This is a genomic window from Chitinophaga sp. 05T412 (assembly GCF_056396465.1).
Genome location: NZ_JBFTLN010000018.1, coordinates 71688 through 85910, shown reverse-complemented (window position 1 = coordinate 85910; position 14223 = coordinate 71688). Strand labels below are relative to the sequence as shown.

Sequence of the window (14223 nt, the reverse complement as noted above, 5' to 3'; positions counted from 1 at the left end):
TTTATTTTATTATTTGGTATTTTTTTGCGCTAATGTATCCCAGGAAATGCTACCCGCTTTTATTTCCGCTGCCAATGATGGGTATTGCGCCAGTAATGCTTTGGCGGGCGCGTAGTTGGTGTAGGCACATACCAGTGCGCCGGCTTCCTGCTCCATGCTATTCAGAGAATGCAGGATGCGGGTGATATCTCCCAAATTATTTTCATTGACAAAATTCACCAGAATACGCCACTGCATGGGGTCCAGCGTTCTGCCAGCCGCCCAGCGTTCGTGTGCAAAATCTATCAGAATATTGACCAGCGCGTTATTGGCGCGTTCATCCAGTCCGGTAATGAGGTGAAGTGGTTTATCGGTGAAGATGGCTTTCATGACCAGCTGATTCCATGCTGGTTCCGGGAGATACTTTGCCGGATAAGGATTACGCAGCATAATGGCTTCCTGTACAATACCGATATTAGACCTGATTCCTTCCGAAGTGCGGGCTATCCACTCTTCCGGCCATGGGAGCAGGGGCAGGGCGCTATATAAAGCGGCCAGCTCATTCATTTCTGCCGCATTGAATAATTTTTCCAGCGTATCGAGGTACAACGCTTTATCTGTAACTGGCAGCTGCAACAGCCACCAGACGCGGGCAAGGCGACTTAACGTCCACCCCTGTACGAAAAAAGACGGCAGCAGCTGATGCAGCTGTTCATTTTCCGACGACGAAAGTGTAATGAAGTCATTACCGGTGAAACGTGGAATTGCTGTAAAAGTTTGATTGAACTGCGGAATAGCACCTGTTTGTTGCTGCACCTGTAAACGTTGCTGCAGCCAGTTATTTGCTTTTTCATTCCCCTGGTTCCTGATGATCGTACTAAGCAGCGTGCTCACTTTATCCTGATCGTATGCATATTCAGCCACTGATATATTCCGTTTAAAAACAATAATGCTGATTTCCCTCTAAAATTAACCCGTAATAATGGGATTTAGAGAATTGTGCGGCTTTTTTATGATAGATGGCAAAATCAGGGGTTGAGCGACAGCTACAAAATAAAAGAGAGGCATTACTGCCTCTCCTTCCGCCATTCTAAAACCTGATTATGCATCAGGATATCTTAATATCACTGCACCTCTGACGACAGGCACCGTGCAATATTGTATAAGTTGGGAAAACGCTGATCAAGAACGAAGATACATTATTGATCAGAAACATCGAGTGTTAATCTCCCTGGTTTATGATCTGACACAAAAGCAATAATGTATGTAGCAAATAACGGCCCTAAGATACATATTTCTACTTTCATTCCAAATAAACAAATCAATTTTACGTTGCAATTATTGCTTCGAATTATTCTGTAATACTATAAAGGGCTGATACTCTTTCCAGTCCGGCTTATAATGATCGAGTATTATAAATCCGCCCGCATAGTTTCCTAGTACGATATCAGGATCTCCATCGTGATCGTAATCTTTTACATCCATACAAATCCACCGACCCTCTTTTTCAATGGGCGGTGCATGTGGTGTAAATGTAAGCGGTGATTTACCTCCTTCGAAAAAAATAAACTTCTCTGATGGATTGTGCTCAAAATCCGCGAAAAAGGCAATGGCAGCGATATCTGGTTTACCATCCTGATTAAAATCTGCTACTACAGCTTTAGTACATCCATTGATCGGATAGTGCCAGGCTTGCCTGTATTTATTGCTCCCCTCATTTATATAGACGTACAAACCGTGGTAAGGTTTAAGCACCATAGAAAAATCCATGTTGTCTCCACAGCTATATAGTATATCCAGTTGTCCATCTCCATTAAAATCTGCCTGTTGAAAACTGGTAGAACCATACAATGGCGGAAATTTCAGGAGATTTTTCGCGATAAAACCACCCTTCTTATTATTTTCAAACAACCAGATACCTTCATCACCAGCCGCAAACAACACCATGATATCCGTATAGCCGTCGTGGTTAAAGTCGCCCGTTTCAGCATGAATAGCACCGGGCACTTCCCAGATCGGCAACTGTTTCCACTGATGATCCGGTAATTGTTTCAGCCAGTATAAACCGCCCTGATTATGGCCAAAAGCACATACCAGTAAATCTTTGAGCCCATCATTATCAAAATCTGCTGATAATGTTTGTACCGGACGCTTCAAAAAAGGCATGATATCCACCTGTTTGCTTTGCGGATCTTCCAGATCGATACGGGTAACAATCCCAGCAGACACATCCAAAGCCCGAAGATTGCCTATTTCGGTCACAATAGCCTGCTGCCGGCCCGCAGTATCGGGAAGGTATAGCACATCTGTAGCGGGAGAAGGTAATTTCCGGACAGATACCCGTTGCCCGGCGCTATCCCATCTCGTGAGGGTGTTACTGCCGGCATCACTGGTCAATAGCCCGCCAGCTGGCAGAAATGACACCATCGTGGTAGCTGCTACGAAATGACTGTCTTTCACCACAGGTGATTTCAGGGAGAAACACGCCCAGTCATGTTGCAAAGGCACCGGCGGTTTAGCAGCGGGGAGCCTATCAGGCGCCACCCGTTGATAATACTCCACCAATGCAGTCCAATCCTTAATAGAAATAATCGCCGGTTTCTCGCCCGGCATCGGTGGATAATACTGATTGCCACTCCACACCTTGATGCCCAGCTTACGCGCCATTTCGGGTAACACATGTTTGGTCCAGGTTTCCTTATCCAACATATCCGGCGACACCGGCAAATGACAGCTGGAACAATATTTATCTGCCAGGGCTTTTCCCTTCTCATCCGGAGTGGGCGTATGACAGGCACTATTGAATATACTGCCTGCTGCTATCATTAATAAAAAAATGCTGGCTACCTGCCGAGGTTTTGGTTGATCGGGCATGGGTTAATTTTTTGAAAATTACGAATTACGAATTACGGATTTGTGAGTAGATGTAAGCGAATAAGATATTCGCGTTTACTATCTACGCACAAATCCGTAATTCGTAATTGCTTCTAGTATCCGTCGTTCTGTTTCAACACACGTTGTCCGTTTTGCAGGGTCAAATCTATTTGTCGTTGCGGAATCGGGAAGTATTCATTCCGTTTTGGCGTAAATACTGCGCCTATCAAATCCGTGAAACCAGCTCCCCCATCTGCTATTTTACCGTTTTCATATTTATAATAAGCATTCAATACGGTTGCTGCGATGCCCCAGCGGGACAGATCGAAGAAACGATGACCTTCGGTACCCAATTCCAGTTTGCGTTCAAAATAGATGGCTTTAAGCGCAAAATCTTTACCGCTAAAGACAGGATAGTCTCCAATTTTGTAATTAGCTGCCAGCGTGTCCGGAATAAACTGCTGGGTGCTGTCTACAAATTTATGCAGCCACTGGTCCGGATTATTTTTCATCCGGTCGCGTACCTTGTTAACCATATCGGTGGCCACCTGCAGGTTACCGGTTTGTGCGGCTGCTTCTGCATACATCAGCAATACGTCTGCAAATCGGATCAGGTTTACATTAATAGCGGAGCCGGGCGCCCAGCTATGTGCATCGTGGTATTTGTCCTGGTCTTTTTTCCAGTACACCATTTTTTTGGGAGAATAGGGACCGCCATATCCCTGATCACGCTGCCACAGGGCGCCAGGATGATTGCCCCAATCATGGTAAGGTAAACCACGACGGCCTACGGTCCAGTCCAGGCGGGGGTCCAGCAGACCTGCATCTGGAACAAACGCATCACCGCTGCCCAGTCCTTTATCAGATTTTACCGGATGTAAATTATAATCATCGAGATAAGGCAATCCGCTTGCATCTACCCGGAAAGAATTCACCAGATCCTGTGAAGGTTGAAAAAATCCACAGCATCCAAATGGGCTAGGATCGTAAGGGAAATTCAACATTTCGCCGGAGTTGGCGTTGGCAATGGTGTTGGTACCGTCGTTAGCCGTCATTTCTATATAAAATACGGCCTCCGGGTTGCCGGTTTTTTTGGCCGCATCGAAATTGTCTTCGTAGCGGTTAGCCAGGCCGTACTTCACACCAGCGCTGGTCATACCTGTTGCTACCGCTGTTTGGAACAGGGTGAATGCCTGCGGGAATTTCTTCTCATACAGGTAAGTTTTAGCAAGATAGATTTGCGCAGCGGACTTATTGACTCTGGAAATATCTCCCTGATCTTTCCAGTTTACCGGCAGGTTATCCACCGCATATTGAAAATCCGCTTCAATAAAAGGCCAGATATCTTTGTCGTTGGCGATTCTTAGTTCGGAAGTAGTATCGCTGATATAAGGCACATTATTGTACATTTTCTTCAATTCAAAATAATAATGCCCACGCAGAAAACGAGCCTGTGCGCCCACCAGCTTACGTTCTGCATCCGACATGTCCGTAGCTTCACTCATTTTCTTCAGCGTGAGATTACAACGGTTTACGCCTTCAAACACCGCTTTCCACTTGGTGTTGAAAAAGGAATTGGCAGCGCTGTACGTACTTTTAGCGATTTCATTAATAGGCTCCTGGTCGCCGGCATTACTGCCTTTGTGCGCCTCTCCACCTACTACACTACCATAAATCCAGTTGGTAGGGGCAGCCTCCCAGGGGTTACCACCACCCAGTGCAGCACCGTTGCCCTGGCCGTCGAGTGCTGCGTAAGCACCTACCAGCAGGTAATTTACACCTGCTTTATTGGCCACAATTTCTTCCGTCATTGTACCCACCGGATCACGATCCAGGAAGCTTTTTTTGCAGGCCATGAACAAACCCGCAAATAATATAATAGCAAGACTTGAATATCTTAAAGTTTTCATTTGATTCAGTTTTAACAATTCAACAAAAGGATCAGAAAGCAACATTTACACCTATCAGATACTGACGCTGATTGGGATAAGCGCCTTCGTCCAATCCGAATGACTGAGAGTTTCCTGCTACTTCAGGATCTATACCAGTGTACTTGGTGATGGTAAACAGGTTAGCCGCCTGCACATATACGCGGAATTTTTGGATACCCACCCGTTTCAGCATATACGTAGGCAGGGTGTATCCGATCGCCATATTTTTAGCACGGAGATAAGAGCCATTCTCTACGAAATAAGAGTTAGGTGCACCGGAGGTACTAGGCGTAGAGCTGATTTCAGGAATAGGTGCTTTTGCATTCTGATGGGTAGGGCTCCAGGAATCATACAGTGCTGTTTTGCTCTTGGCACTTACGAAAGAAGGATAAAAGTCTGTCCACCATAACACCTGGTTCCAGATTTTATTTCCCTGTACACCATAGAAGAAAGCAGAGAAATCGAATTGTTTATACGTTAAACCGATATTCAATCCATAGGAAAATTTAGGATTAGGATTACCGAGATAAGTACGATCATCAGCATCAACTTTACCATCACCATTTACATCAGCGTATTTAAAGCGACCTACTCCTGCGCCGGCCTGATATTCCTTGATACCCGGGAACTTGGCTTTAGCTGCATTATTGGCGGCAGTCACTTCGTCCGCACTGTTATAGAAGCCAATGATCTTGTAGCCAAAAAATTCGCTGATAGATTGGCCAATAGCATTGCGGATAATAGGTGATCCGAAACGACGGCTTTCGAGGTCAAAGTAAGGAGCCGATTCTGAAATGGCCAGTATCTTGTTATTATACGTAGTCAGAGTACCGGTTACTTCCAGTTTCAGGTCTTTAGCCAGATCCTGTTTGTAGGTAACAGCGGCATCCCAACCTTTGTTTCTCATTTTGGCTACGTTGGTATAGGGCGCGGTGGCTGATCCGAAAACGCCCGCCAGTTCGGGGTTATACAACAGATCTTTTACTACTTTATTGTAGTAATCTACTGTAAATTCCAGCTGTCCTTTGAACAACGTGGCGTCTATACCGATGTTGGAGTTTACATTGCTTTCCCATTTCGCATTGGGGTTACCGATTTGTGTTCTCATAAAGCCCTTGCTGGTAGTAGAATTACCGTTGATGCTATAGAACGAGGAAGTTCTGTCGAATCCGTAAGCGATAAAGCGGTTACTGGGTGTTACGTTAATTTGGTTACCCATGATACCCCAGCCACCACGAAGTTTCAGATCCGAGATCCAAGTCACCGATTTCATGAACTCTTCCTGTGATATACGCCAGGCGGCACTTACAGCGGGGAAGTTACCATACCTGTTGGAGGCGCCAAAGCGACTGGAGCCATCGCGCCGAATCAGTGCGCCAAAAAGGTAGCGGTCTTTATAAGAATAATCTGCCCTGGCAAACAGGGAGAACAATCCATCGCTGCCAAATCCGCTGCCATTGGTGGGTGTACCGGTACCTGTACTCAGATTGGTAAAGTTAGGATCAAAAGTAAAATAATCCGTGGTAGTACCGGTTAGGGTACGGAAGTGGTTATCGTATGCTTCTGTACCTATCAGCACTTTCAAATCATGTTTTTGTGCAAAGTTTTTATGAAAGGTCAGCGTGTTGGTCCAGGTCCAGTCATAGCCATTGCCGGTAGTTTCTGTATACTGGTTCACGGTGGTATTTTCAGCGTTTTCGTATTCGGGCAGGGTGAAGCTGTTATTATCGAACGAATAAATTTCACCTCCGAAGCTGGTTCTCAGGGTGAAATTTTTGAGGATGTCCGCTTCTGCGTATACATTGCCCAATAATCTGTTGGCCGCGGCTTTGGTTCTGCCGAAGCGATCCTGTATCGCTACCGGGTTGCGGGCGTTGCCGAGATCTTTGCCGCTGGAGCCGGCGTAGTTGCCTTTGATATCATACACGGGAATGATGGACAATTCTCTGAATGCCATACCAATACCGCTACCTTCTACGAGTGTACCAATTTGCGGGTTGTTGATCAGGGAATACTCCATGTTTTCACCTACGCGAATATGATCCGTAATATTAAAATTGGTATTAGCGCGTACCGCGTAGCGTTTATTATAGGTATTGGTTAAGGTACCCTGTTGATTGAAATAATAGAAAGAGAAGAAATAGTTACCGATATCTCCTCCACCGGCTACAGATACGTTATGGCTGGTGATGGGAGCTGGTTTAAATATTTCGTGGAACCAGTCAGTTCCTTGTTTATTAGCTTTAGTAATGCGATAAAAAGAGGCGAGGTCCGCAGCGGATTTGTAATTGGGATTTACAGAATAGAGATTGGGATTCACGCGGGGATCACCTTCTTTCAAACCATTGGGGGCAATATAATCCGGTAATACTGGCGTAGCCCCGTTACCGTATTGTGCATCTTCCAGCTTAACGCCTGGAGAATTTTTGATAGCTATCCATTTGAGATCGGCTTGTTCCTGTGGATTGAGGATGTTCCATACATTGCCGCCCTGTGGCTTCTGTCGGCCATAGTAGCCGTCGTAGGTAACTTTCACTTTGCCGGTACCTCTTTTGGTGGTGATCACGATGACTCCGTTAGCGGCGCGGGCGCCATAGATGGAAGCAGCGCCGGCATCTTTCAGTACCTGCATGGTTTGCACATCGTTGGGATTCACGTCTGTTAGGTTGGACACTGGTACTCCATCGATGATGTAGAGGGGCGTGTTGTTACCAAAGGTGTTGATACCGCGTATTTTCACCTGTGGTTCCTGACCGGGCTGACCGCCACCGAGAACGGTCACACCGGAAACCTGTCCCTGCAGCTGGCTGGCAATTTGCGAGGTAGGCTGTTTGGTAAGGTTCTCTACTTTTACGATGGATACTGCACCGGTGAGGTCTTTCTTTTTCTGGCTGGCGTAACCAGTGACTACTACTTCTTCCAGCGATCCTACTTTTTCGGTGAGTAAAACATTGACAGGGCCGTTGCCAACTACCACCTCTTGTGGGTCGTAGCCAACAAAGGAGAAGATCAGTGTTTCCCCAGAGCGGACCTGCAGGGTGAAGATTCCTGTGGGATCTGTAGCGGTACCGCGGTTGGTACCTTTTACGGATACGGTAACACCGGGCAGTGCATTTCCTGAGGCCTTGTCAGACACTTTTCCGGTAATTTTCGTTTGTGCGTAAACGTTGCTTCCTGCTAATAACAGCAAGAGGCCGCATAGTGCGGCGATGGCCTGGTAGAATTTCTTTTTCATAACGTGATTTAAGCGTAACGTTTAAGAAAAAATTGGTTAAAAAAAGGGTACCTGTTTTGCATATTTCTGCTGTTGCACAGATACGGCTTTGCATACGAACTCCAGTCCCGCTGTGGCTRTCCGCAACAGGTCATTTGTACTACCGGTATATAACGCACAGGAGTTCCCTGCCTGCAGTGATATGATCACAACAGGTGCTGGTATAAAACAAAGAGAATCCTTTCCCATAGCGAGGTTTCGCTATAGGTTTGTTTTACAGCCGGTATGTAAAGCATTTAATTACCCATCGCCTGTACAAGATGCGCTGCACAGTGAGAATAAGAAATAAGTGTCCGCACAACAGTTAAAACATAACTATTGAAAGTAGAAAAAGACATTACTAACTGTGCCGGATCTGATAATGATTAGATCATGTCGGGTCATAGTTTAAATGTTTACTGATATGGATTCAAGCCAATAAATAGTGTGAGAAACTTGCTGCTAGTAACAAACATTTTCGTCTCAGATTTTGGTTCTCACGTGGAATTCTGTTAATGATTCCGAATATATAACAATATTTTAGCCCAGACAAATGCTCTTTTCACATTTTTTTCAAAAGTGCCAAATTTGCAGGCTGTCATTCCACTATTCCACACTGCCGGGATAAAATAATATAAGAATATGGTTTTGTTTTGTGTATGTTTAAGCTCTAATTGTTGTTGTCATGAAAGTATTGAATATTGTTTTATGCCTGATGTTTATCCTTTTTGCCGGCTTACAGTACAATGATCCTGATCCTTACGTATGGATGCCTATCTATCTTTATTCCGCGGTACTTTGTTGGCTGGCATCCCGTCAGCAGTTTTACCCGAAGTTGTACCTGGCCGGAATAGCCGTATACCTGGCATATGCCATCTACAAGTTTTTTGATCAGAATGGCGTGGAAGATTGGTTCACCAAGCACAATGCGGAAAACCTGGCGGAAACCATGAAAGCTACCAAGCCATGGATTGAAGAAACCAGGGAGTTCTTTGGATTGTTTATTTGTATTGCGGCATTGGGAATCAATTATTTTTACGGCAAACGCAAAAGAACCGCCTGAGGCATGCGACTGATATCTTATTTAATGCACAAGGCCTTCGCAAATTGCGAAGGCCTTGTGCATTAAATAAGATATCACCATTACAAACTGATCTCCTGTGGTCCGCCATTCAGCGTAATCTCCTTACTTCTCCAGCGGAATTTGCCGGTTACACCAAAAGGCAGTTTAACGGTACCGGTTACACGATTATTTTTGAAAGACAGGTTTACTTCCATGAGACCGCCATCCGGATGTACCATGGTTGCTTTTACCTGTGATGAAGCGCCCGGGTCTGGCGCTATCAATACGGTTTTAAAGTTAGCCGAAGTGGATTGTATACCTGCGGTAATCCCCAACAGGAATAGGTTAGCCACTGCGGCGGCCGACTGGTACATGACCGGGCTGTTTTCTTCCTTTAGCTTCCACAGGTATTCGAGTTCCGCCGGAAATGTAGCGGTTACACCTGTTTCCTGCATCGCTTTGAAGATGTAATATTTCTCCCGCAACGACTCATCCGCTGCAGGTTTTTCGCTTACCACACGCTGCATGATATTCTTTACCTGCCTGGGCGGAACAGCCTGCGCCAATATTGCCATGGCATTGGTGTAGCGGGAGAAACTTTTCTTCCCGGCTGTTTCTGCATACAATCCTTTGTCTCCATCAAAACATTGCTGATACCATACTTCCCGGAGTTTATCAACAGTGCGGCTCCATTGCAGGGAGTCGGCTCCTTTATCGCAGTAACCGGCGATCGCGGCGGCTTGTCGCAAGGCATACAAATACTGCCCTGTGAGTGGCCCCATTGCGATGCTATCGCGGTAAGGCATATTACCGGGCAGGCCGGTAGCTGGGTCCTGATGACGTTCTATCCAATCGAGGATATTTCTTACGCCGGGAAACAATTGTTTTGCCAGCGCTTTATCTCCTTTATACAAGAGGTAATCCTGCAGGGTGCCGATCCAGGTCAATGCATCTGTAATGCTTAACAGGCGGTCGTCTGACGGATAGCGGGAACGGATCAGGCCTTCCGGAATGCGCGACTGGTCTGCCTGTACCACTACATTTCTCAGCAGTTTATCATCTCCGGAAAAAAATGCAATGGCCAGCCCCTGGATATGTGCGTCCTGGATGTATTGTAATTGTTCATTAAAGGGATCATTGTATAAATTGTCCTGGGCGCCTAACAAGGCGGCGTGTTTCCCGTTATTCCACAATGAATCCGCTTGTGGGTTGGCAGTAAAGGCAGATTTATCTTTCAGCTCGTATTGCGTATATACGTTATAGTAGTCCAGCAGGATGAGTGGTGCTTTACCTGTTTCAATATCCAGTTGTATATAACGGAATGTGCGGTAACCGGAAGGCGTGAACTTACGGCGGATACCGCCATCGAGGTGGATTACATCGGATATCTCCTGTGGGTTGTGATAGGCCGATTGATACGTTATTTTAATAGTGGCATCCAGTCCTCCGCTGAGCAGTATTTCCGGAAACCCGGTTGTTTGCTGACCTTCATCGAGTTGCAATCGTATTTTTCGTTTAGCCGGTATCGTAAGTGGCGCTGTTCCTTTCAAAAAGGCAGGGTCTGTAGTGATGCCGGATGTAGTAGTGATAGCGGTAAAATTTTGTCGTTCCTGTTTCAGCGGGCCAATGGACCGGGGGGAGAGCAGGCGCCAATCGTTGGCGCTATTGCCTTGTATGGCAACACCGGCAGTAGCAGTGGCTACATTCCAAAGGCTGTCTTTAAAGTTCAGCTGTTCCCATCCCCAGGGATGATATTGGGCAGTAATGCTATCTCCGGGATAGGCGCCATAGAAAGCGTTGTTGTTTGTTTTTACGGGAAGCACATCCATGGATGGGTCTTCCATCACATGCCAGGAAGTGGTGCCGGTGTTGATGATAGCAGCTTCCTGCGAGGTATGGCCTTGTATCAGTAATCCGGCGGATGCGGTGAGTTGTCCGCGGGGCTTGCTGCTGCCATAATTCACCACTTCGGCGGCCACTACATTTTTGCCATATTTCAGCATCGGACCGATGTCGATGGTTTCATAGTTCCAGTTGGAAAGGTCGCCCCTGGCAGGTCCCATGCCCACAAGCTGTCCATTCACGTACAAACGGTAACGGTTGTCCGCAGAGATGTGGATAATAAACGGGCCTGAATAATTGAGCAGTTCAAATTGTTTACGGAAAAGATATACGCCAAAGGCTGCCGGGGCAGCTGCGCCATCACTGATCCAACGCGCGTCCCATTGCCGTGGCATGTTATGGGGAGGTTCCGGCGCCTGTGCTTTTGCGGCCATCGTTAATCCGATGAGTGCCGGCAGTAATACACATCGATGCAGATATTTCATAGTAGTAGGTTGTAGATAACAGGTAGTCAGGATATGTTATATACAAATATATTAAATATTATAATATTTTTAAATGATCGTCTGATATGGCTGGAGCAGCGGGGAAAATGTTCGTATATTCATCTTCCTTAAAATTCACCATATGAAAAGAAGCGATATCGGGATTGATCCCGGATATTATAGCCGCTATATCAGCCTGGTTCCCGACATTGACCTTCGCACTGCATTGGAGCAGTCTTTACAAACACTGCAAGCGTTGGATATGAAGCAATTAACATCGTTAAGCGACTATGCCTATGCGCCAGGTAAATGGACGTTAAAAAACGTATTGCAGCATATTACAGATACAGAAAGGGTTTTCACTTATCGTTCTATGATGTTTGCGCGGAGAGATCCACAAACGGCGCCCAGCATGGATCAGGATATTTACGCCGATAATGCTGACACCGATGGCCGTAGTCTGGCAGATGTGCTGGACGAGCTGATTACCCTACGTAAAGCCACTATTGCCCAGTTTGCCGCTTATTCTGATAGCGTATTGTCGCGCACCGGCATGTGCTGGAAAACAGAAATGTCTGTATTGGCATTAGGATTTACGATTGTTGGACATCAGGTACATCACCTGGATATTATCAATAGCCGTTACTTACAGCATCCTTCGGAAACAGCCACCAGCGCATAACTAACAAGGAGGTTAGTAGTTAACAATTAACACACCTCTTCTTTAAACCAGTAGCCCGCTCTAGTTTTGCAGACATAAAATCATTCAATTATGAAACGTCTGGAAAATAAGATCGCACTGGTTACAGGAGGAAGTCGTGGTATGGGAGCTGCCATTGTTAAACGTTTAGCAGGAGACGGAGCCACTGTAGTATTCACATATGTAAAAGGCGCCGCGGCGGCAAATGCCCTGGTGGAGGAGTTAACAGCGAAAGGACAGCAGGTATCTGCTGTTGCGGCAGACAGCGCCGACCCTAAAGCAGTGGTTGCATCAGTAGATCATACGGTTAACACGCATGGTCGTATAGACATACTCGTTAATAATGCCGGCGTAGCGGTGATGAAACCATTCACGGAGTACACGCTGGAAGATTATGAATATACGATGTCTGTAAATACCCGTGCCGTATTTGTGGGCACGCAGGCAGCGGTGAAGCATATGACCAAAGGTGGCCGTATCATTACTATTGGCAGCTGCATGGCTGACCGGGTAGTAGGAGCTTATGGCACCCTGTATGGTATGAGTAAATCAGCACTTATTTCCTTTAACAAAGGGCTGGCCCGCGACCTCGGTAATCAGGGCATTACTACCAACCTGGTACAACCCGGTCCGGTAGATACAGATATGAATCCTGCGGATGGACCTCACGCCGATTCCCAACGTCAGCACATCGCATTAGGACATTATGGTCAGGATACCGATGTAGCAGACCTGGTGAGCTTCCTGGCAGGACCGGAAAGCGGTTATATCAATGGCTCTGCACTGACCATTGATGGAGGCTTGAACGCATAATAGGTAGCTATTAGCCATTAGCTGTTAGCCGTTAGCAAAATGCAGAGAAGATGATTACATGATCATCTTCTCTGCATTTTTATTAAAAGCTATATCTGAATTATCTCACTAACAAATTCCAGTACATATAATCTGTCATTGGCGCATCGGTAATGCCTACGTTACGGCCGATGGTCACCACCTGTCCGCGGTGGTAGGCGCTGTGATTAGCCACCTGTTGTATCATTTCAAAGCGGGGGATATCAAAATCGCCGGTAAATGGAATGGCTACCCTGCAGGTATCCACCATTTCTGCTGCTGATAATGATTCAAAATAGCTGCTGAGGCGTTGGGAGGAGGCGGTTAGTCCTTCCATGGCATCCTTTATGGTACCGGTGTATACTTCTCCATATGTAAATGCAGGTTCTTCACCGAGCAGGTTAGCCATCCACCAATCCTGTACATTCCAGATGTGGCGGAGGGTTTTGCGGATAGAGGAAAAACTGGAGGCTACCTCCACATCCAGCAATTCGGGCGATTTGGTTTCCAACCATGCCAACAGGGTATTATTGGCCCAGAGATTCCAGGCAGCATTTGCCCGGGCAATAGCAGAAAAAGAGGTTTGGGGTGCAGTGGTAGCTTGTATCATAGTTGTTCGTGTTTTGTAATACAAAGGAACAACCGGTATGTGACAGCTGTTTGTCAGTAGGCTTTTAAAGAAGTGAAAAAAAGTTTCAATCCCCATTTTTTGCTGAAAATTTGGTAAAATGAAAAATACACCTACCTTTGTTGTATAAACAACAGTTGTAATTGTAATTATGAAACTGGAAGAAGAACTGAAGCAGACCCGATTTAAGGATGAATACCAACGAGCCATGCTGAACATCATATTTACTGGTAACTGGCTGGAAGTAGGTGCTAATCAGGCGTTGAAGCAATTCGACTTATCCAGCCAGCAATTCAATGTGCTGCGGATACTTCGCGGCAGTGCGCCCAAGCCATTAAACCTGCTGGATATCCAGGAGCGGATGATGGACCGGATGAGCAATGCGACCCGATTAGTGGAAAAATTGCGCCAAAAAGGGCTATTAACCCGGGAGCAATGTGATTCCAATCGCCGTAAAGTGGAAATTGAGATTACCAATAAAGGACTGGCTTTGCTGAAAGAGCTGGACCCGATTATGGAAAAAAGCCACAAGGAATTAACGAAGAAACTGACAAAAGAAGAAGCAAACATATTAGGTGAATTGCTGGATAAACTCCGGGATTGATTTTTTTTGCTTAAACAGTTGTATATACAATAA

10 protein-coding genes are annotated in these 14223 nt (G+C 46.0%); 4 read left to right on the top strand and 6 right to left on the bottom strand.

Annotation, left to right across the window (positions count from 1 at the left end):
• Positions 1 to 9 precede the first annotated feature (9 nt).
• The 4 genes from AC1DFM_RS30130 to AC1DFM_RS30115 form a co-directional block, all read right to left on the bottom strand.
• Positions 10 to 903, bottom strand: coding sequence for an EboA domain-containing protein (locus tag AC1DFM_RS30130; RefSeq protein WP_477080499.1), 894 nt, complete (start codon positions 901 to 903; stop codon positions 10 to 12).
• Positions 904 to 1317: 414 nt separating this feature from the next.
• Positions 1318 to 2853: an FG-GAP-like repeat-containing protein gene (locus AC1DFM_RS30125; RefSeq protein ID WP_477080498.1), complete on the bottom strand. Its 1536-nt coding sequence runs from the start codon at positions 2851 to 2853 to the stop codon at positions 1318 to 1320.
• Between the two features lie 113 nt (positions 2854 to 2966).
• On the bottom strand, positions 2967 to 4763 hold the full coding sequence (locus AC1DFM_RS30120; RefSeq protein WP_477080497.1) for a RagB/SusD family nutrient uptake outer membrane protein: 1797 nt from the start codon (positions 4761 to 4763) through the stop codon (positions 2967 to 2969).
• Between the two features lie 31 nt (positions 4764 to 4794).
• A complete protein-coding gene (locus AC1DFM_RS30115; RefSeq protein ID WP_477080496.1) occupies positions 4795 to 8019 on the bottom strand; it encodes a SusC/RagA family TonB-linked outer membrane protein in 3225 nt (1074 codons plus the stop codon).
• Positions 8020 to 8722: 703 nt separating this feature from the next.
• On the opposite strand from AC1DFM_RS30115, the gene AC1DFM_RS30110 reads away from it, so the two are divergent.
• On the top strand, positions 8723 to 9100 hold the full coding sequence (locus tag AC1DFM_RS30110) for a transmembrane 220 family protein (RefSeq protein ID WP_477080495.1): 378 nt from the start codon (positions 8723 to 8725) through the stop codon (positions 9098 to 9100).
• Between the two features lie 80 nt (positions 9101 to 9180).
• Here AC1DFM_RS30110 and AC1DFM_RS30105 read toward each other — a convergent pair whose 3' ends face one another.
• On the bottom strand, positions 9181 to 11427 hold the full coding sequence (locus AC1DFM_RS30105; RefSeq protein ID WP_477080494.1) for an alpha-L-rhamnosidase N-terminal domain-containing protein: 2247 nt from the start codon (positions 11425 to 11427) through the stop codon (positions 9181 to 9183).
• Between the two features lie 142 nt (positions 11428 to 11569).
• Here AC1DFM_RS30105 and AC1DFM_RS30100 point away from each other — a divergent pair, with 142 nt between their 5' ends.
• A complete protein-coding gene (locus AC1DFM_RS30100; protein WP_477080493.1) occupies positions 11570 to 12109 on the top strand; it encodes a DinB family protein in 540 nt (179 codons plus the stop codon).
• 90 nt (positions 12110 to 12199) lie between these two features.
• Positions 12200 to 12940 (top strand): 3-oxoacyl-ACP reductase family protein, encoded by a 741-nt coding sequence (locus AC1DFM_RS30095; protein WP_477080492.1) that lies wholly within the window; start codon positions 12200 to 12202, stop codon positions 12938 to 12940.
• Between the two features lie 100 nt (positions 12941 to 13040).
• Here AC1DFM_RS30095 and AC1DFM_RS30090 read toward each other — a convergent pair whose 3' ends face one another.
• Positions 13041 to 13568 carry a DinB family protein gene (locus AC1DFM_RS30090; RefSeq protein ID WP_477080491.1) on the bottom strand — a complete coding sequence of 176 codons (528 nt, stop codon included), beginning with the start codon at positions 13566 to 13568 and terminating at the stop codon, positions 13041 to 13043.
• Between the two features lie 169 nt (positions 13569 to 13737).
• Here AC1DFM_RS30090 and AC1DFM_RS30085 point away from each other — a divergent pair, with 169 nt between their 5' ends.
• Positions 13738 to 14190: a MarR family winged helix-turn-helix transcriptional regulator gene (locus tag AC1DFM_RS30085; protein WP_477080490.1), complete on the top strand. Its 453-nt coding sequence runs from the start codon at positions 13738 to 13740 to the stop codon at positions 14188 to 14190.
• Positions 14191 to 14223: the final 33 nt, after the last annotated feature.

What these genes read in the sequence shown, in the direction of transcription:
- AC1DFM_RS30090 (WP_477080491.1), bottom strand. Translation starts at nt 13,568, where the DNA reads ATGATACAAGCTACCACTGCACCCCAAACCTCTTTTTCTGCTATTGCC.
- AC1DFM_RS30085 (WP_477080490.1), top strand. Translation starts at nt 13,738, where the DNA reads ATGAAACTGGAAGAAGAACTGAAGCAGACCCGATTTAAGGATGAATAC.
- AC1DFM_RS30105 (WP_477080494.1), bottom strand. Translation starts at nt 11,427, where the DNA reads ATGAAATATCTGCATCGATGTGTATTACTGCCGGCACTCATCGGATTA.
- AC1DFM_RS30100 (WP_477080493.1), top strand. Translation starts at nt 11,570, where the DNA reads ATGAAAAGAAGCGATATCGGGATTGATCCCGGATATTATAGCCGCTAT.
- AC1DFM_RS30120 (WP_477080497.1), bottom strand. Translation starts at nt 4,763, where the DNA reads ATGAAAACTTTAAGATATTCAAGTCTTGCTATTATATTATTTGCGGGT.
- AC1DFM_RS30095 (WP_477080492.1), top strand. Translation starts at nt 12,200, where the DNA reads ATGAAACGTCTGGAAAATAAGATCGCACTGGTTACAGGAGGAAGTCGT.
- AC1DFM_RS30110 (WP_477080495.1), top strand. Translation starts at nt 8,723, where the DNA reads ATGAAAGTATTGAATATTGTTTTATGCCTGATGTTTATCCTTTTTGCC.
- AC1DFM_RS30115 (WP_477080496.1), bottom strand. Translation starts at nt 8,019, where the DNA reads ATGAAAAAGAAATTCTACCAGGCCATCGCCGCACTATGCGGCCTCTTG.
- AC1DFM_RS30125 (WP_477080498.1), bottom strand. Translation starts at nt 2,853, where the DNA reads ATGCCCGATCAACCAAAACCTCGGCAGGTAGCCAGCATTTTTTTATTA.